Source organism: Roseateles sp., assembly GCF_044373315.1.
In the GTDB taxonomy this organism is placed as follows: Bacteria; Pseudomonadota; Gammaproteobacteria; order Burkholderiales; family Burkholderiaceae_C; genus JACDQM01.
Genome location: NZ_JBILQK010000069.1, coordinates 1 through 21080, shown reverse-complemented (window position 1 = coordinate 21080; position 21080 = coordinate 1). Strand labels below are relative to the sequence as shown.

21 protein-coding genes are annotated in these 21080 nt (G+C 64.5%); 7 read left to right on the top strand and 14 right to left on the bottom strand.

Features of this window, described 5'->3' with window-relative positions:
- Positions 1 to 31 precede the first annotated feature (31 nt).
- The 5 genes from ACIQ67_RS14705 to ACIQ67_RS14685 all read right to left on the bottom strand — a co-directional run bounded on the left by ACIQ67_RS14705 (position 32) and on the right by ACIQ67_RS14685 (position 3602).
- A complete protein-coding gene (locus ACIQ67_RS14705) occupies positions 32 to 1132 on the bottom strand; it encodes a DegT/DnrJ/EryC1/StrS family aminotransferase (RefSeq protein WP_397535127.1) in 1101 nt (366 codons plus the stop codon).
- A 5-nt stretch (positions 1133 to 1137) separates the two neighbouring features.
- Complete coding sequence (locus ACIQ67_RS14700) at positions 1138 to 1770, bottom strand: acyltransferase (RefSeq protein ID WP_397535126.1); 633 nt, start codon at positions 1768 to 1770, stop codon at positions 1138 to 1140.
- A 28-nt stretch (positions 1771 to 1798) separates the two neighbouring features.
- A complete protein-coding gene (locus ACIQ67_RS14695; protein ID WP_397535125.1) occupies positions 1799 to 2194 on the bottom strand; it encodes a PIN domain-containing protein in 396 nt (131 codons plus the stop codon).
- The gene (locus tag ACIQ67_RS14690; RefSeq protein WP_397535124.1) at positions 2191 to 2460 is read right to left on the bottom strand and encodes an AbrB/MazE/SpoVT family DNA-binding domain-containing protein; all 270 of its coding nucleotides are present in this window, start codon (positions 2458 to 2460) and stop codon (positions 2191 to 2193) included. Before ACIQ67_RS14690 ends, ACIQ67_RS14695 begins: the two co-directional genes overlap by 4 nt.
- 83 nt (positions 2461 to 2543) lie before the next feature.
- Positions 2544 to 3602, bottom strand: coding sequence for a Gfo/Idh/MocA family protein (locus ACIQ67_RS14685; RefSeq protein WP_397535123.1), 1059 nt, complete (start codon positions 3600 to 3602; stop codon positions 2544 to 2546).
- Between the two features lie 203 nt (positions 3603 to 3805).
- Here ACIQ67_RS14685 and ACIQ67_RS14680 point away from each other — a divergent pair, with 203 nt between their 5' ends.
- The 4 genes from ACIQ67_RS14680 to ACIQ67_RS14665 all read left to right on the top strand — a co-directional run bounded on the left by ACIQ67_RS14680 (position 3806) and on the right by ACIQ67_RS14665 (position 9066).
- Positions 3806 to 5383, top strand: a complete 1578-nt coding sequence (locus tag ACIQ67_RS14680; protein ID WP_397535122.1) for a methyl-accepting chemotaxis protein — start codon at positions 3806 to 3808, stop codon at positions 5381 to 5383.
- Positions 5384 to 5449: 66 nt separating this feature from the next.
- Positions 5450 to 6973 (top strand): lysine--tRNA ligase, encoded by a 1524-nt coding sequence (lysS, locus tag ACIQ67_RS14675; RefSeq protein WP_397535121.1) that lies wholly within the window; start codon positions 5450 to 5452, stop codon positions 6971 to 6973.
- A gap of 20 nt (positions 6974 to 6993) precedes the next feature.
- Complete coding sequence (locus ACIQ67_RS14670) at positions 6994 to 7947, top strand: hypothetical protein (protein WP_397535120.1); 954 nt, start codon at positions 6994 to 6996, stop codon at positions 7945 to 7947.
- Between the two features lie 18 nt (positions 7948 to 7965).
- Complete coding sequence (locus tag ACIQ67_RS14665) at positions 7966 to 9066, top strand: FkbM family methyltransferase (RefSeq protein WP_397535119.1); 1101 nt, start codon at positions 7966 to 7968, stop codon at positions 9064 to 9066.
- On the opposite strand, the gene ACIQ67_RS14660 is transcribed toward ACIQ67_RS14665, so the two are convergent.
- From ACIQ67_RS14660 to ACIQ67_RS14640, 5 genes are all read right to left on the bottom strand, one after another.
- Positions 9067 to 10029, bottom strand: coding sequence for a hypothetical protein (locus ACIQ67_RS14660; protein WP_397535118.1), 963 nt, complete (start codon positions 10027 to 10029; stop codon positions 9067 to 9069).
- Positions 10030 to 10048: 19 nt separating this feature from the next.
- Complete coding sequence (locus tag ACIQ67_RS14655) at positions 10049 to 10750, bottom strand: WbqC family protein (protein WP_397535117.1); 702 nt, start codon at positions 10748 to 10750, stop codon at positions 10049 to 10051.
- Complete coding sequence (locus tag ACIQ67_RS14650) at positions 10747 to 11829, bottom strand: class I SAM-dependent methyltransferase (protein ID WP_397535116.1); 1083 nt, start codon at positions 11827 to 11829, stop codon at positions 10747 to 10749. The genes ACIQ67_RS14655 and ACIQ67_RS14650 overlap by 4 nt, the downstream gene beginning before the upstream one ends.
- A gap of 15 nt (positions 11830 to 11844) precedes the next feature.
- On the bottom strand, positions 11845 to 12855 hold the full coding sequence (locus tag ACIQ67_RS14645) for a class I SAM-dependent methyltransferase (protein ID WP_397535115.1): 1011 nt from the start codon (positions 12853 to 12855) through the stop codon (positions 11845 to 11847).
- Between the two features lie 89 nt (positions 12856 to 12944).
- Entirely contained in the window at positions 12945 to 13643 is a 699-nt protein-coding gene (locus ACIQ67_RS14640; protein ID WP_397535114.1) for a transferase, read from the bottom strand.
- A gap of 155 nt (positions 13644 to 13798) precedes the next feature.
- Between ACIQ67_RS14640 and ACIQ67_RS14635 the strand changes: the two genes are divergently transcribed.
- The 3 genes from ACIQ67_RS14635 to ACIQ67_RS14625 are packed head-to-tail and all read left to right on the top strand — an operon-like array spanning position 13799 to position 16297.
- Positions 13799 to 14020, top strand: a complete 222-nt coding sequence (locus ACIQ67_RS14635) for an acyl carrier protein (RefSeq protein WP_397535113.1) — start codon at positions 13799 to 13801, stop codon at positions 14018 to 14020.
- Positions 14017 to 14760, top strand: coding sequence for an SDR family NAD(P)-dependent oxidoreductase (locus ACIQ67_RS14630; protein ID WP_397535112.1), 744 nt, complete (start codon positions 14017 to 14019; stop codon positions 14758 to 14760). Before ACIQ67_RS14635 ends, ACIQ67_RS14630 begins: the two co-directional genes overlap by 4 nt.
- A gap of 13 nt (positions 14761 to 14773) precedes the next feature.
- Positions 14774 to 16297 (top strand): AMP-binding protein, encoded by a 1524-nt coding sequence (locus ACIQ67_RS14625; RefSeq protein ID WP_397535111.1) that lies wholly within the window; start codon positions 14774 to 14776, stop codon positions 16295 to 16297.
- A 10-nt stretch (positions 16298 to 16307) separates the two neighbouring features.
- On the opposite strand, the gene ACIQ67_RS14620 is transcribed toward ACIQ67_RS14625, so the two are convergent.
- The 4 genes from ACIQ67_RS14620 to ACIQ67_RS14605 all read right to left on the bottom strand — a co-directional run.
- Positions 16308 to 17420, bottom strand: coding sequence for a DegT/DnrJ/EryC1/StrS family aminotransferase (locus ACIQ67_RS14620; RefSeq protein WP_397535110.1), 1113 nt, complete (start codon positions 17418 to 17420; stop codon positions 16308 to 16310).
- Positions 17417 to 19657, bottom strand: a complete 2241-nt coding sequence (locus ACIQ67_RS14615; protein ID WP_397535109.1) for a tetratricopeptide repeat protein — start codon at positions 19655 to 19657, stop codon at positions 17417 to 17419. Before ACIQ67_RS14615 ends, ACIQ67_RS14620 begins: the two co-directional genes overlap by 4 nt.
- 123 nt (positions 19658 to 19780) lie before the next feature.
- Positions 19781 to 20572, bottom strand: coding sequence for an enoyl-CoA hydratase (locus tag ACIQ67_RS14610; RefSeq protein ID WP_397535108.1), 792 nt, complete (start codon positions 20570 to 20572; stop codon positions 19781 to 19783).
- A gap of 29 nt (positions 20573 to 20601) precedes the next feature.
- Positions 20602 to 21080: DUF3108 domain-containing protein (locus ACIQ67_RS14605; protein ID WP_397535107.1), on the bottom strand; the 479-nt coding region annotated here is incomplete at its 5' end.

The window sequence follows — 21080 nt, the reverse complement described above, 5'->3', positions numbered from 1 at the left end:
GAGCGTTGCCCGCAGCAGGCCGCTCCGCATATCAGGCCAGGGCCTGGCGCAGCGCGGCGATCACCTGGTCCTGCTGCGTGGCGCTAAGGTCGGCGCTCATCGGCAGGCTCATCACGCGCTCGGCCGCAGCCTCGGCATGCGGCAAGGCCCAGGCCGGCGCGAAGCGCTCGTAAGCCGGCTGGCGGTGCAGCGGGCGCGGATAGTGGATGGCCGTCGGCACACCCTGCGCCTGCAGCGCCTGCTGCACCGCGCTGCGCTGCGCGCCGTCCTGCAGCAGCACGGTGAACTGCGCCCAGACGCAGTTGCGGTCCGCGCGCACCGCCAGCCGCTGCAGCGGCAGTGCCTGCAGCAATTGCTGATAACGCTGGCCGATGGCGATGCGCTGGTCGATCTCCCAATCGAAGCGCTCCAGCTTGGCCAGCACGATGGCGCATTGCAGCGTGTCCATGCGCCCGCCTACGCCGACACGGGTGTGGGTGTAGCGCTGGCTCTGGCCATGCACGCGGATCTCCCGCGCGGCCTGCGCCAGCGTGTCGTCATCGGTAAACAGCGCGCCGCCATCGCCATAGCAGCCCAGCGGCTTGCTAGGGAAGAAGCTGGTGGCGCTCCAGGTGGACAGCGCGCAACTCTTCCTTCCTTGATACGTGGCACCAAAGCTCTGCGCCGCATCCTCGATCACCGCCAGGCCGTGCTTGGCCGCGATGACGTTGATCTCGTCCATGTCGGACACCTGGCCGTACAGGCTCACCGGCATGATGGCGCGGGTGCGCGGCGTGATGGCCGCCTCGATCAGGCGCGCGTCGATATTGCAGCTGTCGGGCTCGATGTCCACGAACACCGGCACGCCGCCCAGCAGCACGATGGTCTCGGCCGTGGCGGCAAAGGTGAAGGGCGTGGTGATCACTTCGTCACCGGGCTGCAGATCCAGCGTCATAAGCGCAATCAGCAGCGCCTCGGTGCCACTGGCGACGGTGATGCAATGCTTCACTCCCACATGGGTGGCCAACGCCGTTTCCAACTCCTTGACCTCGGGGCCCATGATGTATTGCCCATGGTCGAGCACGCGCTGGATGCGCATGTCGACGCTGGACTTGAGTGCCGCGTATTGCGACTTCAGGTCGATAAAAGGCAGTGAACTCACGGGAGCTTTCCTTCTTTCACAAGCGTGACGTGCCCGCTCTTTTCTAGGCGGTAGAAATCACCGCTGTGAGGACATTCGGCGTAACAGAGAGCGGTATCGTCCGGCACGCGCAAAGACAGCGCCAAGCGCTCGCCGTAGCGGCTCATCCAGCCGATCTGCCGCGCCGGCACACCCACCACCAGCGCGAAGGGCTTCACATCTTTCTGCACCACCGCCCCGGCGCCGACGAAGGCGTACTCTCCGATCGTCACGCCGCAGACGATGGTGCAGTTCGCGCCCAGCGTGGCGCCGCGCTTGACCAGCGTGCGGCGGTATTCGGCCTTGCGCGCCACCGCGGCGCGCGGGTTGTAGACATTGGTAAACACCATGCTCGGGCCGCAGAACACATCGTCCTCCAGCGTCACCGCGTCATAGACCGAGACGTTATTCTGGATGCGCACGTTGTCGCCGATGCTCACATCGTTGCCGACGTAGACGCCCTGCCCCAGCGAGCAACACCCGCCGATGCGGGCGCCCGGGCTCACGTGCGCGAAGTGCCAGACCTTGGTGCCTTCGCCCAGCTGCGCGCCCTCGTCGACGATGGCGCTGGCGTGATGCCAGGCTGGCTGCTTAGGTGGAACTGCTGTCACGAACGGTCCTTACTTGGAGAAAGAAGGGTCAGAGCAAGGCGACGCGCGGCAGTTCGCGCATCTTGCGGTCAAAAGTCACCAGCTTGTCGCAGGCCCGCTCGCCCGCCTTGACGCTCAGCAGACAGTCCGCGAAGTCGGCCTTGCTCTGCTCGAACAAGGCGATCGCCTCGCGCATAGCCTGGGGCGACTCCAACGCGACGGTGGCATGTCCGGCCAGGGCACGCAGCGCGGTCACGATCTCGGCGCGGCTGCGCTGATAGGCGCGCGCCAGCACCCAGCTCAGCTCGACCACCACCACATCGCTGAGCCAGAGCGAGCCGTCTGCATCGGCATGCTCATCGAACAGGCGGCGCGCCTTGGCGGACTGCAGAGCATCGTCATCGACCAGCAGCCGCACCACCACATTGGTGTCGACTGCGATCATGTCCGCGGTGCCCTGCGCACGCGGCCAGCACGTTCGGCCGCGGCATCGACGACCGCCTGGTCCATCTGGTCGAGGCTTTGAGTCGGCTCGCCAGGACGCGCCAGCAAGCCGGCCAATCCCGCGGAACCGCGAGCCAGAACGCGCACGCGCAGGCTGCCATCGTCCAGGGCATCGACTTCCAGCCGCGAGCCGGGCCCGATGCGCAGCTTCAGCCGCAGCGCCTGCGGCAAGGTGATCTGACCTTTTTCGCTTACGGTGACCTGCATGATCGACTCCGACTTCAATGGCTCGATTCTACCCGGCTACGCAATTCAGACGCAGCCCATGAATTCCGACCATATCCTAAAAGTCAGAAAACCAGTGGCAGGCCGACACGCTGTCCATCACGCGCGCTGCGGTAGGCAGCGATCAGGATCTCCAGCGAGCGCAGGCCCTCGTAGCCATCGACCTCGGCATGGGCTTCGCCACGCAGGGTCTTGATGACGTTGTCGTAATAGAGCGGGTGGCCGAAACCGTAGACGCTGCCCGTTTCATAACTGGCGGAGAGAACTCCCGCATCCTCGGGGCGCGGCTCGGCAAAAGCCCAGTGCTCGATCTTGTTGACCGCGGTGCCGCCGATCTTGACCGTGCCCTTCTCACCCAGGATAGTGATCGAGCCTTCAAGGTTCTGCGGGAAGGTGAGCATGGTGACGTTGACCGAGGCTAGGCCGCCGTGGCGCAGGCGCACGCTCATCACGCCGGTGTCTTCGGCCTCGATGTCGCGCGCCAGCGTGGCGGTGTAGGCGTGCACGCTGTCGACCGGGCCGACGAGCCAGTCCAGCAGGTCCACATAGTGGCTGGCCTGGTTCATGAAGGCACCACCATCCAGGTCCCAGCGGCCGCGCCAGGGGGCGGCGTCGTAATAGCTCTGCGGCCGGGTCCAGAACACATTGACCGTGCTCATGTAGATGCGGCCGAAACGGCCCTCGTCAATCGCGCGCTTGACCTGCTGCACCGTGGCATTGAGCCGGTTCTGCTTGACGACGAAGAGCTTGACGCCGGCATCACGGCAGGCGCGCACCATGGCCATGCCTTCGTCGAGCTTGGTGGCCATGGGCTTCTCGCTCAGCACATGGCGACCGGCGCGCGCCACGGCCACAGCCTGCTGCGAATGCAGGCCGCTGGGCGTGGCCAGCACCACCACATCGGCGTCGCTGCCGGCAAGCAAAGCCTCCAGCGAGCTGAAACCGGCCGCGCCGGTGGCCTGCACCGCAGCGGCCAGCGCCGCTGGCTGGGTGTCGCAGACGGCCACCAGTTCGGCGCGGTCGGCATGCTGCTGCAAGGCGTCGATATGGTTCTTCGAAATGCGGCCGCAGCCCACCAGGGCAAAACGGATCTTGCGGTCGAGAAGAGGCTGGCTGGGACGCATGAACGAGGCCGGAATCGGGCGAAGCTCGGGATTCTACGAGGGGCGGGTCCGGCGCTGAGCCATCAAGTGGCTGCGTGGCAACTGGCCAGGATTCAAGTGGTCATTCAATTGCTGACCACGCACCGACGCGGCAAGAATGCATTTTCTGCCTCTGCGCCCACGGCGCGGCCGGCCTCGCCTTCACCCCAGAGGAGCCCTCTTTCATGCAAGCAAGGACCCTGACCCTGACGGCAAAGCTGATGCTCGCCTTCGGCCTGATCAGCCTGATCACCTTGATCGAGGCCCTGGTCGTCTGGAACAACGTATACCGGATTGACAAGCAGATGGAGCAGGTCATCGAGCGACTGACGCCTCAGACCGAGCGACTTGCCGCCCTGGAAACGACGATCTTTCGCGCCTCGCTGGAAACCCGGCATGCCATGCTGATGCGCACCGACGACAAGCGAGCCGCAACCATCGCCGAGATCCTGCGCCTCAAGGGGGAGGCAGATCGGATCTCAGCCGAGATTGAGCGCAACATCCGCACCGAAGAGGGGCGCAAACGCTTCGCCGAGCTTGCCCGCACGGCTGGCCTGTTCTGGGCTGCTGCAGGTGAGATCCTGCCCCTGATCAAGGCCGGCCAGGCCGACGCCGCGGTCGACATGCTTGAAGCCAAGATCATTCCGGCCCGCAATGCATTCCTCGCCGCCGTGACCCACCAGCGGGACTGGCAGAAGCAGCTGCTCAACACCGCCTCCGGCAACGCGCTGAAGGTGGGAACCACCACAGAGTGGATAGTGATCCTGGTGGCATTGCTGACCGTCGGGCTGGGGATGCTGATTTCTTTCCTGATCGCTCGCCACCTGATGCGCCTGCTGGGCGGCGAGCCGCAGGCCGCCGTGGCCGCGGTGCGCGCCGTGGCGCAAGGCGATCTGACCACACCGGTGACGCTGCGCCCCGGCGACAGCAGCAGCGTGATGGCGGCGCTGGCAGACATGCGCCAGCAACTGACCACCCTGGTCTCCCAGGTGCGCCAGGGCGTTGATCAAGTGGCCAACGCCTCGGGCGAAATTGCCTCCGGCAATGCCGACCTGTCGCAACGCACCGAGCAGCAGGCGCAAGGGCTGCAGAGCTCGGCCAGCTCGATGCAGCAGATGATGGAGTCCGTTCGCGCCAATGCCGAGAGCGCACGCCAGGCCAGCCAGATGGTGACGGGCGCCAGCGAATCCGCCCAAGCCGGCGGCGAGGTGGTTGCGCGCGTGGTGGCCACGATGAGCGAGATCCAGGCCAGCAGCCAGCGCATTGGCGACATCGTCAGCACCATCGACGGCATTGCCTTCCAGACCAACATCCTGGCGCTCAATGCGGCGGTGGAGGCAGCACGGGCGGGTGAGTCGGGCCGCGGCTTTGCCGTTGTGGCCTCGGAGGTGCGGGCCCTGGCCCAGCGCAGCGCCAGCGCGGCCCGGGAGATCAAGTCGCTGATCGGCGCCAGCGTGGAACGCGTTGACGCAGGCGCGCAGTTCGTCAACGAGGCCGGCGAGCGCATGGGCGACATTGTTCAGAGAGTCGACAAAGTGCGCGGCCTGATCAGCGAGATCTCTGCTGCCGGCGACGAGCAGGCGCGCGGCATCGAACGGGTGGGCGCCGCGGTCTTGCAGATTGATCAGATGACCCAGCAGAACGCAGCCCTGGTGGAGCAGAGTGCCGCCGCAGCGGAAAGTCTGAAGCAGCAGGCCGAGGCCCTGACCGAGGCCGTCTCGGTGTTCCGTTTGTCGCAGGAACGGGGTCAGGCCATTCGCTGAAGTGGAAGGCGCCGGGGGCAGCGCTCGCGGACCGCCTAAAATCGCGGCAGATCCAACGAGTAGAGCATGACCCAGCACACCCCTGCCGCCCCGCACCACACGCCCGTCGCCGTCGACGAGAACCAGCTGATCACCGAGCGCCGCGAGAAGCTGGCCGCCCTGCGGGCCAAGACGGCCGTGCCCTTCCCCAACGACTTCAAACCCCAGCACCGCGCGCTGCCGCTGCAGCAGCAGTACGGCACGCTGGACAACGAGGCCTTGGAGCCGCAAGCCGTGCAGGTCAGCGTGGCCGGCCGCCTGATGCTCAAGCGCATCATGGGCAAGGCCTCGTTCGGCACGATGCAGGACGCCACCGGCCGCATTCAGCTCTTCGTCACCAAGGACGCGCTAGGCGACGAGGCCTATGACAGCTTCAAGCACCTGGACCTGGGCGACATCGTCGGCGCCGAAGGCACGCTGTTCAAGACCAAGACCGGCGAGCTGTCGGTGCGGGTGACGAACCTGCGCCTGCTGACCAAGAGCCTGCGCCCGCTGCCGGACAAGTTCCATGGCATGAGCGATCAGGAGCAGAAGTACCGCCAGCGCTATGTGGACCTGATCACCGACGAAGAGGCGCGTCAGCGCTTCGTCGCCCGCTCCAAGGCGGTGTCCTCGATCCGCAGCTTCATGGTGGACAACGGCTTCCTGGAGGTCGAGACGCCAATGCTGCATCCGATCCCCGGCGGTGCCAATGCAAAGCCCTTCATCACCCACCACAATGCGCTGGACCAGGAGATGTTCCTGCGCATCGCGCCCGAGCTGTATCTGAAGCGCCTGGTGGTGGGCGGTTTCGAGCGCGTGTTCGAGATCAACCGCAACTTCCGCAACGAGGGCATCTCGGTTCGCCACAACCCCGAGTTCACGATGATGGAGTTCTATGCGGCCTACTGGACGCACCATGATCTGATGGACTTCACCGAGAACGTGCTGCGCCATGCCGCCATCGCTGCCACCGGCAGTGCTGCCATCAGCTACGCCGGCAAGCCGGTCGCTCTGGACCAGCCCTTCGCCCGCCTGTCGGTGCGTGATTCGCTGGTGGCGCACGCGGGCTTGACCGAAGCGCAGGCCGACGACGCCCACATGCTGCGCGAGCGTCTGAAGGAGCTGGGCGAGGAAGCACCCAAGCACTGGACCCTGCCAGAGCTGCAGTTCGGCATGTTCGAAGCGGTGGTGGAAGAGAAGCTCTGGCAGCCGACCTTCATCATCGACTACCCCGTCGAGGTCTCCCCGCTGGCCCGCGCCTCGGACAGCAACCCCAAGATCACCGAGCGCTTCGAGTTGTTCATCACCGGCCGCGAGTACGCCAACGGCTTCTCCGAGCTGAACGACGCCGAAGACCAGGCCGCGCGCTTCCACGCCCAGGTGGCCAACAAGGAAGCCGGCGACGACGAGGCGATGTTCTACGACGCCGACTTCATTCGCGCACTGGAATACGGCATGCCCCCCACCGGCGGCTGCGGCATCGGCATCGACCGTCTGATGATGCTGATCACCGATTCGCCGAGCATCCGCGATGTGATTCTGTTCCCGGCGCTGCGGCGTGAGGGCTGAACAAGCCAGCGCCAGACGACATGTTCTCCTGGAAAAAACTCGGTAACGTCTTCAACCCGACCGTCAGCCGACCGCAGCCCTGGATCCAGGAGTATGCGCAATGCCCGACACCTTTCATCCTCAATGACAAGGTGCTTCGGGTCTATGTCGCCTGCCGGCCGCAGCGCGGCGGCGACCTGCAATATGTGTCCTACCCGGGCTATGTGGACCTGGCGCGCGACGATCTCAGCCGGGTGTTGAAGGTATCCGAACAGCCGCTGATGTCCTTGGGCCAACCCGGCGCTTTCGACGAGTTCGGCATCATGCCCAGCAGCTTCGTGCGCCGAGGCAGCGACATCTATGCTTACTACACCGGCTGGACGCGCATGCAGTCGGTGCCCTACACGCTGGCCATCGGCGTGGCGGTCAGCCGCGACGGGGGCGAGACCTTCGAGAAGGTGGGCGAAGGCCCGACCCTGGGGCTGACATTGAACGAGCCCTATTTCGTCACCGGTCCGGTGGTGCGGGCCGTCGGCAACCAATGGACCATGTGGTACCTCAGCGGCCGCAAATGGCTGCATGCCGAGGGCAAGTTCGAACCGGTTTACCAAGTGGCAGTCGCCCGCTCTAGCGACGGCCTGCACTGGCAGCATGACGGCACGCCCATCCTGCCCAGACTCTCCGAAGACGAATGTCAGGACATCCTTTCACCTTTTTATCGCGAAGGGCAATGGCATGCCATCTTTGCCCACCGCCGGCCTTCGACCTCGCAAGGCGCCTACCGCCTGGGCTATGCCAGCTCGGAAGATCTGCACACCTGGCACCGGGATGACGCCAAGGCCGGCATCGCCGTATCAGCCGAGGGGTGGGACTCGCAGATGCTGTGCTATCCGCAAGTGATCGAGCTCGATGGGCGCACCCTGATGTTCTATTGCGGCAACGACTTCGGCCGCGAAGGTTTCGGTATTGCCGAACTGACGGCTTGCAACCGCTGATCGCCAGGGTGTTTCCTCATGAATCTTCTCGACCAGATTGACACCGACGGCAGCAGGCAGCGCCCCTTGCTAAAGCAATTGCGGGACTCCGGCAGGCCGGTGCTGCTGTACGGCGCAGGTGTCTATGCCTACGTGCTGAAACGCTTCCTGGAAGCGAACGGCCTCCGCATCGAAGCCGCGATGGTCGATGCCCAATACAAGACCACCGAGAGCTTCATGGGCACGCCAGTCGTGACCACGGAAGCCATGGCGCCGCGGCTGAACGACTTCCATGTGGTGATCGGCATCACCGACATCCCGGCAGCCCGGCAGCGCCTCGAGCAGCGCGGCGCGCCTCACGTGCACGTGATCGACGTTCCCGATTACCTCAACATGCCCGAGCCTTTTATGGACCGGAGCTTCGTTGAGCAGCACGCTGCCGAGTTCGATCAGGCCTTGCAGGTGTTTTCCGACGAATTGTCGCGGCAAACTTATGTCGCGGCCATCAACGCCAAGGTCCAGGAGAGCCTCGACCCGGTTCGCCCGCATGTGCGGCCTGACAGGCTCTACTTCCCCGAAAGCGAGTTCCGCCTGCGGGACGACGAAGTCTTCCTCGACGTCGGCGGCTTCACCGGCGACACCATCCGCGAGTTCCACCAGGTCACGGGCGGCCACTATGGCAAGATCATTTCGCTGGAGCCCTTCGAGGACAACTTCGCCAGACTGCTCGAGACCGTGCAGGGCCTCGACCATCCGCGCGTCGTGCCCATCCAGGTCGGTGCCTGGGACGAGAAGACCAGCCTGGCTTTCGCCACCAACGACATGGACATCGACAACAAGATCTCCGAGGTTGGCACGCGCAAGATCGAGGTCGACACCATCGACGCCATCATGGCGCGCGAGGGCAGCCGCCTTAGCCTGATCAAGACCGACATCAACGGCGCCGAATACCGAGCCCTCGCGGGTGCCCGCCAGACCGTCAAGCGGGACCGGCCGCGCGTCATCACGCGCCTGCACCTGAAGGAAGACTTCTATCGCATCCCGCTGCTGCTGCGCGAGATAGCGCCGGACATGAAGATCCACCTCCGGCAGCGCGGCTACTTCTCGATGATGCTGATCCTGTATGCCGAGTTCGACTGATCAATCGAGCTCGAGCACGGCCATGCCGAAACCGCGCTTGCCGAACTCGCTGCCGTTGTAGAGCAGGTAGACACAGCCGTCGCACTCAAAGACATGCGGGTAGCAGAGCATCTGCGAATCCCAGCCGTCGCCGCTGACCTCGATGGCGAGTTGCTCGTCATCTCGGGTCCAGTCCTTCAGGTCATCTGACCAAGCATGGCCGATGCGATAGCTGCGGTCGCGATTCTTGCGGAAGTCGTGCGTCTGCCGGTAGCAGAACCACATGTGCCAGCGGCCGTCGATCTCGATGACCGTCGGCAACGCCTGGCATTCGTCAGGGCCCAGCCGCGATTCGATGATTTGCCGGGCTTCTTCCTTGGTCCACCGAATACCGTCACTCGACGTGGCATGGCCGATCTTGTAGAGGCGGTCCGGCGCTGCATCCTCGGAGGCCTTCTTCCAGCCGGTGCCGAAGATGTACCACATGTGGAACACGCCATCGACGACCTTCACGAAGGGGTCGGCCACGATGCAGGGCTCGAACAGCGAGGGCGCCAGCACCGGGCCATCGCCCAGGCGCTGGAAGGTGCGCCCCTGGTCGCGGCTGATCGCCAGGCCGATGGCGGTGTCGACCGGCACCGAAACCCGGCGATTCACGCCCGAGGTGTAGCCGTAGACGGCATCGCCGTGGCGCAGCACGTTCATCGGGAAGATGCCGTGCTCGTCAAAGCAGCCGAGCTTGCCCAACTCGATCACGCCGTGCGTGGAGACGCCGATGACGTCGCGGAAATCCTTGGTCATGTCGACGTAGGCGATGTGGCTCAGGTACTTGCCATTGCTGGCGTCGAGCGCCCGCGTCGAGAAGTAGATACGCACGAAATCCTCGAAGACCAGGGCCTGCGGCGACTGCGCGAAATCCACGCAGCCGTTCGGCAGAGCGAATTGCTGCGGTTCAAAGATCTTGCCGAGTTTTCTCCAGCGCATCGTACCTGCCCCGCCTTGCCTAAACCAGTTGATAGCCCGATGACAGGCGTTCCCGGATCTCATCCACCGGGTTGAACATCATCACGTCGACGATGGAAAGCCAGGGCACGAAAGCATTGCCGGCCTGCGGATACTCGAACGGCAAAGCCTGCAGGAACTGCAGCTCTATACCCTGCGCGGCGAACGCCTCTTTCGAATAGAGCTCGGTCCCGCCGATCGGGTTGACATAGACGCCAGCGCCGGCTTGCTCACACAGCGCCAGCACCTTGTCCTGGCTCTTCAGCGAATGGTCGATGGGCAAAGTCGACGCCACGGTGATCTCGGTGTCGATGCCAAGATAGGTGCAGACTTGGACGATGGAGTGATGGACGAAGCGGAACAGGTTGCGGTCTTCGCAGCTCATCACTTCTTCCAGCACGGGTGCCACCGCCCCGAAGTGCGGCGCGCGACGGTAGGACTCCAGCATACGGTTCAGAAACCTGGGCGCGTCGAAATCCGGTGTCAGCTCGCGTTCAACGACATCAAGGAAGTCCGAATTGCTCTTCAGAGGCAGCGAGAACACCACCTCCTTGCCCTGCTGCAGCATGCGGTTGCGATTGATCCAGCCCTTCTTCGTGTACTTGATGTTGTCGTAGACGATGAACTGATCGACCGCCTGGATCAGCTGAAAGTACCCTATGTACGGCAGGAAATAGGGCTGCATGATCGCAAGCCGTTTCATTTGAACCTGACGAACAGCGCCTTCCCGCAGACGAAGGAACGCTCGATCCTGTCAGCCTGTGCCAGCAGCAGCTCATTGCCGACGCGATAGGGGCCGTCGCCATGCGCCCATAAATAGTCGTCGAGAACCAGCCAGGACTGCGGCGCCATCCTCGACAGCCACAACTCGCAATCCTTCAGGCAGCAGGCGTAGTCATGATTGCCATCGATGTGGATGACCGCAATGTGCCTGGCGTAAGGCACGGGCTGGCCGAACTGCGAGACGATGGGCTCTTGGCCCGCGTAGACCTCGTAACCCTGCTCGGACGGCATGCGCAGATGGGCATGGTCGTCGGCGCGCGCCGCGATCATGTTGATGTGGAAGCCCTGGCTCAGGACCTCGAAATCCCACTCGTCGACGAGCGCCTGGAACTGCTCGGGTGAATCCCGCTGGATCGCATTGCCCATCATCCAGGGATCGACGGTCAGGACCGCACCCACGCGGTAGCGCCAGGCCAGGTAGAGCAGCACGAAGGCCGAGCGCCCCATCAGCGAACCGATCTCGACCACGTCGCCCTGCGGCGCGCTGGCGAAGATGCCTATCAGCGCGGCCAGCTTGTCGTCATTCGATTCACCGTAGATCAGCGATGACTGGCGCAGCACGCCCGCCACTTCGTTCGGGGACAGTGCGTTCCGACCTTCGGCGGCACCTTCGATCAGCGGCATCAGCTGCCGGGTGCGCGCGAGCAGGCGGCGGTGCGCCTCGACCTGCTGGCGGATCGGCGACTGGCCGATCAGCTCGATAGCCAGATGCTGCTCGGCGATGTGCTTGCGCATGAAGTCATGCACGGCCGCCACCGGGCAGTAGACACGGGCCAGCGATTCGGTCTGAACCAGGTCCAGGAATCGACTCGCAAAGTCCGCGTCATAGATCGCCGGCAGGCGATGCGAGCCGCCCCATTCGGCGGCGATCTCCTCGTTCGCCACCGAGGCCGCGCACACCGTGCGCTCGCCGCGCTGACGCGCCGCGATCAGGAAATCGATCGCGGCCTGGTTGACCGCCGGAAAAACCAGCGTCGAAGGGCTGCCTGGATTCGTCATAGCTGCAGCTTCGGACTACTTTTCAAGGTCGCGCTTGGCGGCTTCACGCACGACTTCGTCCAGCCATTCGTGCATGCTCTTGCCGGTCTTGGCACGGGCTTCGTAAGCCAGGCGTTTGGCTTCCGGCGTCACGCCTTCAAGCTGACCGAAGTAGCGGGTGCGGTGAGTGCCGCCACGCACGCCCGGGATGGCGAAGTCGAAATCGGCCTTGGGCTCGCCCTCGCCGACCACGAAGTCGATCACCCAGAACACGCCGCCGATGATCCATTCCATGCGAGTCTTGCGCGCTTCCACCGGCAGCATCTCAAGGTGCAGCGGGTAGACGAATTCCGGATTCGAATTCATCAGCACGCGGCCGAACTCGGTTTGGCGCAGCCAGGGCGGCATGCTCTCGTCGCCGACGACAACCTTGCCGCCCGGCTTCACCACGCGAACCATCTCGGCATAGGCGCGCTTGATGTCGCCAAAGGCATTGATGCCGCCGAAGTGGTAGTAGGCGTCGAAGGTGTTGTCGGCAAAAGGCAGGTGGTAGCCGTTCGCGAGCGCGGGCTCCACACGCCCGGCCACGCCGTGCATTCGCTCCAGGTTCTTGTCCAGGAAGGAAGGCGACAGGTCCTGGATGTAGAGCTTGCCATTTGCGCCGAGGCGGCGCGCAATGATCTCGGAATCGCGGCCGGTGCCGGCGCCGGTCTCGAGCACGATGGAATCGAGCTTGAGATCGAGCTTGTCGATCATGGCATTGCGCACCGCCTCTTCGCTCTCGCCATAGGTGCTGAAGGTCAGCGGCAGGTAGCGGTCGTAGGCGTCGGCGCGCTCTTCGTATTTCTGCAGCGCCTCTGCATCGACCGCTGGCAACTCGTAGGGATAGACCAGATCGGGCACGCCGTTGCGAATCTCATGACGGTGTCCGGCCGCATTCACCAAGGCACCGGACACGATCTCGTCACCGTTGCGCACCTCGTCCACCAGACGTAGCGGTTTCCGGGTGACCGGGTCGACATAAATCTTCTCTTCGCCGGCACGCATGCGGCCTCCTTGTGCAGGTATCCAGGTGACCGCCGCAGCGGCAATCCAACATTTTATTCGGCCACAGCTTCGCGCTGCGACCTGCTTCTTCAGTCGCGCGAACCCATCGCCGCCATCCGCGTGATGCGCAGGAATTGCGTGCTGTCGAGCCGGAAGCGCTCGGTCCCGGCCTGGACGAAAACGCTCTTGTCCGGCGCCGATTTCAGCACCAGGGCGGCGGCCCCAACAAAACACTCAGCGCCCAACTTGGCCTCGCCGCCCAGCGTGGCGTTCAGGCCGATGAAACTGGCACAGCCGACTTCGACCATCCCCCCTATCGTGGCGCCAGCAGCAATCCAGACGTCGTCGGCGATCACCGAATGGTGCCCGATCAGCGTGTTGTTCCAGATCGAGACGTTGTGTCCCACCTTAGCGCCCGGCTGAATGCCGACGCCGTCCAAAATTAGGCAGTTTTCGCCGACCTGGAACCAGGGACCCACGTCGGCGCGCGGGCTGACATAGCTGGCCAGTTGATAGCCCTTGGCCTTGGCATCGGCGAACTTGCGCGCACGCAACTGGTTCAGTTCGTGGTAGCCCAGGGCCAGGAACATCTCGTGGTCTGCCGGCGGATACAGGCGCTCGACCTCGTCGAAAGCGACGATGGGAAGGCCGCCTTGCACCGCCTGGCCCTTGCCGATCCACTCGCGGTCACAGACAAAGGCAACTATCTCGCGGCCGCCGTCGCGCAGGAAGTGCTGGTAGGCCACGTCGGCGATCTTGCCTAGGCCGAAGATGATCAGTTTTTTCATGGGGCTACGTCCGCACTCGCATGCCTGGCGAAGTTGTGGCCGGCACCAGTCTGCAGTGTAATGCCGGGCCCCTTTGCCCCTGTAAAATTCTCGCTCCCCTGTATCCCGCGCCCTAGCGAGCCGAGGGGCGCCAAGCATCGCAATTTGAGAACTCCATGGAAACACTGATCTCCCAAGTCTTCGGCATCGCAACCGACACCGTCCGCGACGAGCTGGGCTTCGATTCGATCGACAGCTGGGATTCGCTGACCCATATGCAGCTGATCACGGCGCTCGAGGATAGGTACAAGATCCAGTTCACGGGCGACGAGATCGCCGACATGCGCTCGGTCGGCGCCGCCCGCGCCGCATTGCGCGCCCACGGCCTGGCCGTATGAAGCTGGCCGGCACCGATGTCCTGCTGACCGGCGGCGGCCGCGGCCTCGGCCGCCACATGGCCGAGCGCCTGGCTGCCGATGGCGCCCGGGTCTGGGCGCTGGAGCGCGATGCCGTTCTGTGCGACGAGTTGAAGGCAGCCGGCATGCAAGCGCTGGCCTGCGACGTCACCAACCCGGCGGCCATTGATGCCACACTGCAGGCCGCCGAGGCTCAGGGCGCGGCCTTTGCGGTGCTGATCAACAACGCCGGCCTGATTCACAGCGAGCCACTGGTCAACATGCTGAGCCGCGGCGAGCGCGCCCACTCTCGTGACAGCTGGCGCACGGTGCTAGGCGCCAACCTGGATTCGGTGTTCTATGTCACAAGCCGCGCTGTGGACCGCATGCTGGCCCAGCGCATCAAGGGCGTCGTGGTCTCGGTCAGCTCGATCGCCGCGCAAGGCAATGCAGGCCAGTCGGCCTACTCGGCCGCCAAGGCTGGCGTCAATGCGCTGACCCGCAGCTGGGCCAAGGAGCTGGGGCCACTGGGCTACCGCTTCGCTGCGGTGGCGCCGGGCTTCATCGACACACCATCGACCCGTGCTGCGCTCAGCGAACCCATCATCGACCAGTTGAAGAAGAAGATCCCGCTGCGCCGGCTGGGCGAGCCGGAGTCCGTCTACCTGGCCGTGCGCCAGATCATCGAGAACGACTACCTGAATGGCATCGTCCTGGACGTGGACGGTGGACTGACGCTTTGAACGGAACCCCGCGATGAGCTTTGTGTCAAACCTGGGGCTGGCATTCGAGTCGGTTTTGGAACGTCATGGCGACAGAACCGCCCTGCGCTACCCGGCTGCACAGCAAGAGCACAGCTATGCCGAACTGGGCGAGCTGGCCCTGGCCATCGCGAAGGGTCTGCTGCAGCGCGGCCTGCGCCAGGGCGACGTACTGGGCTTGCTGAGCGACAAGTCGCCGCTGGCTTATGCCACCATCCTCGCGTGCCTTCGGCTGGGCGTGGTCTACACCCACCTTGATCCGGACAGCCCGGTCGAGCGGCTGCGCAAGATCTTGGCCGTCAGCGCGCCGGTGCTGCTGGTCAACGGCTGTGCCGAGCAACGCGCCAGCGATGAGCTGGCCGCTCTGGCGGGTTGCCCCGTTTGCGAGCTTGCCGAGCTGCCCGCGCAAGACTCTCTCGTGGCGCTGCCGCCGGCCAGCACCGTGTGCGGCAGCGCCCCGGCCTACATCATGTTCACCTCGGGCTCGACCGGCACGCCCAAGGGAGCCGTGATGTCGCATGCCAATGTGCTGGGGCTGATCGCCTGGGCGCAGGACCGCTTCGCCATCGGCCCGGACGATGTGCTGACCAACGTGAACCCGATGTACTTCGACAACTCAGTGTTCGATGTCTATTCGGCACTGTTCAGCGGCGCGACGCTGGTGCCGCTGACTGCCGAGCAGCTGCGCGATACGCGGCGCGTGGTGCAGCTCGTCAACGCGGCCGACTGCACGCTCTGGTTCTCGGTGCCGTCTATGCTGGTCTACCTGCTGACGACGCGCGCCCTGTCCGCGACCGACTTCCCTGCCATGCGCAAGATCGTCTTCGGTGGCGAGGGATTCCCAAAACCGAAGCTCAAGCAGTTGTTCGATCTGTTCGCGCATCGGGCGGACCTGGAGAACGTCTACGGCCCGACCGAATGCACTTGCATCTGCTCGGCTTACACCCTGGGTGCGGATGATTTCGCGGACATGTCCGCGCTGGCGCCGCTGGGCCGACTAGCGCAGAACTTCGACTACGAGATCCTGCCGCTGGACGACACGAATCCAGATTTCGGCGAGTTGTACCTGCGCGGCCCACAGGTCGGGCTGGGCTATTACCACGACGAGTCGCGCACGGCCGCAGCCTTCGTCCAGAACCCGCGTCACTCGGCCTACCACGACCGCGGCTATCGCAGCGGCGACCTGGTCGAGCGGGATGCTCACGGGCGGCTGCATTTCCGCGGCCGCGCCGACTTCCAGATCAAGCACATGGGCTATCGGATCGAGCTGGAAGAGGTGGAGCACGGCATCAACACGCTGGCCGGTGTGCGCGAATGCGCGGCCATCTACAAGCGCAACGAGCAGGGCTTCGGCGAGATCGTGGCGCATGTGGCCGCTGAGCCGGGCACCGAGGCGGCGGAGCTGCGCAAGCTCGCTGCGAAGGCCCTGCCCGCCTACATGCTGCCCAGGCGTATCGTGCTGCACCCGCAGTTACCCAAGAACGCCAACGGCAAGATCGACCGCAAAGCGCTGGACTGAAAGCACGTCCTCAGGCGCCAGCGCGCACGATGTCGACGATGCGCTGCTGATCCTCGAGCGTGAGGTCGGGATAGATCGGCAGGCACAGCACCTGTTCAGCCGCCCGGCGCGCCACCGGCAGATTCGCCGCAGCGGCTGAGGGCAGGTTCCGGTACATCGGAAAGTCGCTGATCAGCGGATAGAAATAGCGGCGGGCATAGATGCCGGTGTCGCGCAATGCCAGATACAACTCGTCGCGACTGCGCCGATGCGGCGCGGCCACCAGGACGGGGAAGTAAGCATAGTTGTGGCGCTGTACCCCGCCATGGCCGAGGCAGCGGATACCGGGCACATCGGCCAGCCAGGCGCGGTAACGTGCATCGACCTCGGCGCGGCGCTGCAAGGCCGCGTCGATGTGCTGCAGTTGCAGCAGGCCGAGCGCTGCATTGAACTCGCTCATCTTGCCGTTGATCCCCGGCGCCACGACGGTGACCTCGTCCACAAAACCGAAGTTCTTCAGATGGTCCAGCCGCTGCTTGGTCTTGGCATCCTTGCAGACGATGGCGCCGCCCTCGAAGGTGTTGAACACCTTGGTTGCATGGAAGCTCAGCACCGACATATCGCCGTGGTTGAGCACACTGCCCGCTGCGTCGGCCACGCCGAAGGCATGGGCAGCATCGTACAGCACCTTGAGGTTGTAGGTGTCGGCGATGCGCTGGATCTCAGCCACGTCGCAGGGCGTGCCGTAGCAGTGCACCGGCATGATGGCCGTCGTCTGTGGCGTGATGGCCGCTTCGATGCGAGCCGGGTCCAGGTTCAGCGTCTGCGGATCGACGTCGACGAACACGGGCTTGATGCCGTTCCACAAAAGCGAGTGCGAAGTCGCGACAAAGGAGTATGGCGTCGTGATCACCTCGCCCGTCACCCGCATGGCCTGCAGGGCAGTGACCAGCGCGATCGTAGCGTTGGTAAACAGCGCAATGTGGGGAACACCCAGGTACTTGCAGAGTTCGTCCTCAAGCCGCTGATGGAAAGGGCCGCTGTTGGTCAGTTGCCGGCTCTCCCAGATCTGGGCCAGCAAGGGCATGAACTCCTCCAGCGGCGGCAGCTGCGGCTGCGTGACGTAGACCGGCTTGGTGCTCATGCAGTTTCCAGACGAGCAGGCGCAGCACCCAACTCGGGAGCGCTGAGCAGCGAACGGAAGAATGCCAGCTGTGAGCTTTGGCTCTCCTCGCTGTCAAAGAAGCGTCCCGAATTGGCCAGAATTCGCTCGCGCAAACTGGCTCTCAGCGCTGGATCGTTGGCGATGCGCACCGCAAGTGCGGGGTAGTCTTGCTGGCTCCCGGCCACGCATTCCGGCAAGTTCAGCAACTTTGCATAGATCAGCCCCACCCGCCCACGCAAGAAGCTAGCCGGCCAGGTCACGACAGGCGTGCCAACCGCAAAGGTCGTTATGGCGGTCGACCCGATGCCGAAGTGGAAAGGATCCAGCACGACGGCCGCGTGGTGGTTGATCGCGGCGAAGTCGTCGCGATTGGTGATCCAGGGCAGGAAGATCAGGCGTTGGCCCAGCTGATCGCCCAGGCGCCTGAGCAGCCTGGCTTTCAAATCACGCTCCCAGCCAGCACCCGGATGCGCGAAGAACACGACATGCCCTTGCTTGTCCAGAGACAGGATCTCGGCCACCGCCTCATCGAAGTCCGGATGGATCTTCTGCAGCATCATGGGGCAGACATACAAGCTACCCAGTGCCGGCAGTCCCAGCCCGACGCGGTCCTTGAAGGTGGCAGGCAGCTTGGGCCGCTCGTAGAAGGCCGTGCCCGGATCCAGCGCGACCAGCTGCTCGCTGTAGTGGCTCTCCGAGCCCTCGTACTCACCGAGCGCGGAGGACATGTAGACGTCCATGTCGGGCAAGGCCGTCGTCACCGGATGTCCACCCATCACGCACTGCTTGCGCGCCAGCCTGGAGTAACCCAGGAAGTAGCTGACATCGTCCATGCCGATGTCCTGGTAGACCAGCACGTCGAGTTCCAGCGCCGCGATCTGCTCGCGCGCGGCAAACACCCGGCGATCCACTTTGACGAATCGCCCGGCGAACTGGTCATAAGGACGGCGGGCGGCTTCCTCGGGCGGCTCGCGGTAGGAGATCAGGTAGACGTCGAAGTCCGCTTCCTTGGCCAGCGTGTTGACCAGCTGCGAGAAGCAGTGGGTGACCGGATGATCGTGCACATGCGCCGAGAAGAAACCCAGCCGCGAGCGCCGACCGGCCGGAACGGGCTGGTCGACATGCGGGGCGCGGTAGACGAGTTCAGGGCACAGGTGCAGGTAAGCCTGCACCAGCTTGCGCAGCGTGGGCAGAACATCATGACCCTGATAGGCCAGATTGAAGATCGCTGGCGAGAACAGGTGCGAACTGGGCTCGGCCTGTCGCAGCTCGGTCTGCAAGAGCGCGTCGAGCCCCTGCTCCAGCCGCTCCCGCTCAGCAAGCATGGCCGCCTTGGACGCATAGATGTGGCTCAAGATGACAGACTTGCGCAGCAGCCGCGAGGCTGTCGGCGCCATGTCGTAGGCCTGCTCAAACACACGCAAGGCTTCATCGGTGCGGTTGGCGTCGGAATGCACGGTGCCGACTCGATCCAGCACCTCGGGTTGAGCTGGGTTGAGGGCCAATGACCCCTCGAACGCCGCGAGGGCTTCGTCCAATCGCCCGAGCACCATGAAGACCACGCCGAGATTGGTACGTGCATCGATGAGCTGGGCATCGGCCAGGCAGGCCTTCTGCAGCGTCTCGGCAGCCTCCTGGTGCTGGCTGCGCATCAGCAGGCAGTAGCCCAGGCCATTGAGCGCCGCCGCGTAGCTGGGCATCAGTGCCAGGCATTGCCTGAAGGACTGCTCGGCCTGCACCATCTCGCCCATAGCCTGATACGAGGTGCCCTGGTTGCACAGCACCGGTGCCGAACGCGGGTTGATGGTCAGCGCCACTTGGTAGGCGCTCAGTGCCTCGGTGTGCCGGCCCATGGCCTGTAGCACGATGCCGCGGTTCGAGTGCATCGAGTCATTCGCCCCAAGCGCCAGCGCGCGATCGATCTGCTCCAGCGCCTCGGCAGGGCGCCCCTGCTGATGCGCCACCAGGCCCATCAGGTGCATGGCATCCGGTTGAAGCGGATTGCCTTGCAGCAGGCGCCGGCAGATCTGCTGAACCTCCTCAAGCTGGCCCTGCTGATAGCGGGTGAACGCGTCCATCAGCTTGCGGCGCGTTGCGTCGTCAACAACGGGCGTTGGCGTGCGTGCTGCTGACTCCTTCAGCTGGCAGCACTGCTTGTACTTCTTGCCACTGCCGCAAGGGCAGGGATCGTTGCGGCCTACCTTGGTCGAATTCATGATGGACTGGATACCCTGGCGTGCACCGGCCATTGAGGCAGCCGGATTACAGATTGATTGACTCGTGCCATGAGACAGCGCGGCGTGCAGCCTGAAGGTTCTGCGTCTGCACGCCAAGTGGCATCAACGCTGCTTGAACTCCGGCTTGCGCTTGTTGATGAAGGCGTCCATGCCTTCCCGCTGGTCCTCGCTGCCGAACAGCGCGTGGAAGTAGCGGCGCTCGACCGCCACGGCGTCTGTCAGCGGCGCCTGGAAGGAGAGGTTCACCAACTCCTTGATCAGCATCACCGACGGGCCGCTGAAGCCGTTGATGGTTTCGGCGGCGGCCAGCGCTTCGTCCAGCAGCTTGTCGGCCGGCACCACACGTGAGACCTGGCCGGCGCGCTCGGCTTCGGCCGCATCCATCATGCGGGCGGTCAGCAGCATGTCCATGGCCTTGCTCTTGCCCACCGCGCGCGGCAGGCGCTGCGTGCCGCCGGCGCCGGGGATGATGCCCAGCTTGATCTCGGGCTGGCCGAACTTGGCCGTGTCGGCCGCGATGATGAAGTCGCACATCATCGCCAGCTCGCAACCGCCACCCAGGGCGAAGCCGGCCACCGCGGCGATCACGGGCTTGCGCACCTGCAGGATGGTCTCCCAGTTCTTGGAGATCAGGCCGCTCTTGAAGGCGCTCATGAAGTTGTGCGGCGCCATCGTCGGGATGTCGGCGCCGGCGGCGAACGCGCGCTCCGAGCCCGTGAGCACGATGCAGCCGATGCCGTCATCAGCGTCGAAGGCCAGCAAGGCCTGGCCCAGTTCGTCCATCAGCTGGTCGTTCAGCGCATTGAGCTGCTTGGGGCGGTTCAGCGTGATCAGGCCGGTCTTGCGCGGACCGTCGCCGCGCACCTCGGTAATGATGCATTCATAGGCGCTCATGATGTCTTCTCCTTCGGATTTGGCTGCAACTATAGAGGCTGGGCGGACACGGCCGGCGGTGCCTGCATCAGCGGCGCCGCATCCAGCATCAGGTCGATGAAGGTGCTCTCGTCCTGAGCGATGCGCAGGCGCACCGGCAGGAACTGCAAGGTCGGCGCCAGCCAGACCTCGGCTTTCAGATCGCGGGCCAGCTTGTCGCCAGCTTCCAGCAAGGGCCGCAGATGCCAGGTGTCCAGCCGGCCGATGGGCGTGTCCAGCGTTTCCTCACCGACCACCTGGTAGCGCCAGGCATACAGCTTGCGCGGCAGCGCCAGCGGCATCTCGACGATGCGGCCCGGCTGCAGCGTTTCGCGGCCCGTTAGGAACAGCCAGGTCAGGTGCACGAACTGGCTGGCTGAATCCTGCATGTCCGCCGCACCCATGCGCTTGCTGCCATCGGCCAGCTGCACCTCGGTGCCGCCTTCGGCGCGCGGTGTGAACAGCAGGCTGACGCGGCGGCGCGAGCCGA